Genomic DNA, 2,089 nt, shown 5'->3' with positions numbered 1-2,089 from the left:
TCTCTTTTCTGGTCTGACGGCGCTTACTGCTGAATTCACTGTCGGCGAAGGTAAGTTGATGACTCATGATGAACCCTTTTTCATGGCTCCAGATGACAAACATGATCTCATATCAGGGACTTGTTCGCACCTTCCCTTACGCATTTTCCACTCACCTTCGCCGTAAACCTTGAGCTCTGTGGAGTCGATGACCAGGTGTGTCACTGTCCCCTTGCTCGGTGCCCGGTAGTTGATTTCCACCGTCTTGGCCCGCTTGCTGATGCAGCTGTAATCGGGTGATTTCAGTGGCACAGCCATCAGTTTGAACAGCGAGTTAATGATACCTTCAAGTGCGCGGAGGGGTAGATTAAAGAGCCCCTTGAGCATTAAAGCTGTTTCGATGGCTGTGTCGCTGTAGTGAAACCCTCTACCTCTGCGCCCATGGTGGATATGGCAATGCCATCGCCGGATAGCTGACGCATCCATCCAGATAGTCAGAGAACCACGTTGTACCAAAGCCTGATTGTACTGTTTCCAGTTGCTGATCTTGTGTTTTGGCTTGCCCATCTGACGCTCCTGGGGGTGAACCTAAGAGATCAGATCACTGAACTGCCGAATAGTTCCCTGATTTGAGCAACAACGCCAGTGAGAGCTGCCAAAGCTCAGCAGCACGTCGACCACTTGTTTGCTGATCCCACGTCGCTGCATACGCTGCAGTGCATGCTGGCTGTACATTGCGCTCTCCTTTGCTCTACACAATTGGTGCTGCCAGTATATGTCGCCTGTATACTCATGCCGATACTGGTTACATTCACATGTCGCATTTTGGAGCACATATGACCGCTGGGGCGCTCACCTGGGATCAGACTTTGCGTTTTCGACTGCTGGAGATCGTGTTGATGTGGGAAGGCCGCCTAACCACCAACCACCTCTGCACTGCCTTCAACATTGGCCGCCAGCAGGCGTCGAGGGATATCAACCGCTATATCCAGGAGGTCTCGCCACAAGGGCTGGAGTACGACCGCAATCTCAAGGGCTACAAACCTACCGCCCAGTTCAGCCCTCGCTTTAGCGAAGGCAAGGTGGATGAGTATCTGTTGCTGCTGCACCGAGAGAAGCAGCATCAGCGCCAGCATGAGGCAGGTGTCTTGGCGCTGCCACTGATGGACCTGCGTTACGGCCATATCGAGATCCTGGATGTGCCTAACCGCCATATCGACCCCGTCATCGTACGCGGTCTGGTGCAGGCGGCCCGCAGCCAGTTACGGGTGGATGTGGATTATGTGTCGCTCAGTTCGGCCGAGCGTAGCGGGCGCAATATAGTTCCCCATACCTTGGTCTATGACGGCATTCGCTGGCATGTGCGGGCGTATTGCGAGAAGAAGAGGGATTATCTGGACTTTGTGATGAGCCGCTTTCGGGGCAAGCCGGAGCTACTCGACGCTTCGGCCCACGGTCGAGATCAGGATCTGGAGTGGAACAATCGGGTGGTCGCTGTGGTGACCCCCAATCCCTGTCTGGGTGATGAACAGCAGGCCATTATCGCCAGCGACTATGCGATGACCGACGGCAAGTTGCTGATAGAACAGCGCGTCCCCTTGATGCATTACGCCCTGGAGCGGATGCAGGTGAGCTACAACGGGGAACATGCTAATAATCCCCTGCTCTACCCACTGGTGCTCGCCAACCGGGAGGAGCTGATCCGGCAAGGCTGTGCCTTTAAGCTCAAGAATGCAGATTTGCAAATTTCATAGCGGGCTGGTGCTTTGTAGTGGCCCAGCTCACGACGCCACTACGAGCACCTGACTGTTTATCCGTCATTCCACCCGACCAAAACGATCAGGGTCGGCTGGCACATAATCGTCCTCAAACATATTCTGCGAGCGATGGCTTTGACGCAAAGACGCGAGCGTCTCAAAGAAACAATCTTCACAGAGATGCACTTCGTATCTCTCGCCATCGTGCCGTACCGAGCCATACCCCCAGTGGGCTGACAATGTGCCGTATTCCTGTGCCATTGTCTTTGTCGTGCTGTCACCACACACATCACAGATAACATCTACGACCTGCTCCGTCGGAACTATCGCTTTTACCAACATATTGCCTCCCG

Annotated in this window: 2 protein-coding genes and 1 pseudogene; 1 reads left to right on the top strand and 2 read right to left on the bottom strand. The window is 54.1% G+C overall.

Going from position 1 to position 2,089, the window contains the following annotated elements; all coding sequences use genetic code 11:
* Positions 1-135 precede the first annotated feature (135 nt).
* Positions 136-546 (bottom strand): annotated as a pseudogene (locus PG881_RS23795) (IS5 family transposase); the annotation flags it as partial.
* A gap of 269 nt (positions 547-815) precedes the next feature.
* Here PG881_RS23795 and PG881_RS23790 point away from each other — a divergent pair.
* Complete coding sequence (locus PG881_RS23790) at positions 816-1,733, top strand: WYL domain-containing protein (RefSeq protein ID WP_064341356.1); 918 nt, start codon at positions 816-818, stop codon at positions 1,731-1,733.
* Between the two features lie 63 nt (positions 1,734-1,796).
* Here the strand turns inward: PG881_RS23790 and PG881_RS23785 are convergent.
* On the bottom strand, positions 1,797-2,089 hold a 293-nt coding region (locus PG881_RS23785; protein WP_270703593.1), incomplete at its 5' end, for a hypothetical protein.

This window comes from Aeromonas sp. QDB54 (assembly GCF_027707385.1).
In the GTDB taxonomy this organism is placed as follows: domain Bacteria; phylum Pseudomonadota; class Gammaproteobacteria; order Enterobacterales; family Aeromonadaceae; genus Aeromonas; species Aeromonas hydrophila.
Note: the sequence above shows the minus strand (reverse complement) of the source record. Positions and strands in the feature narration are given on the sequence as shown.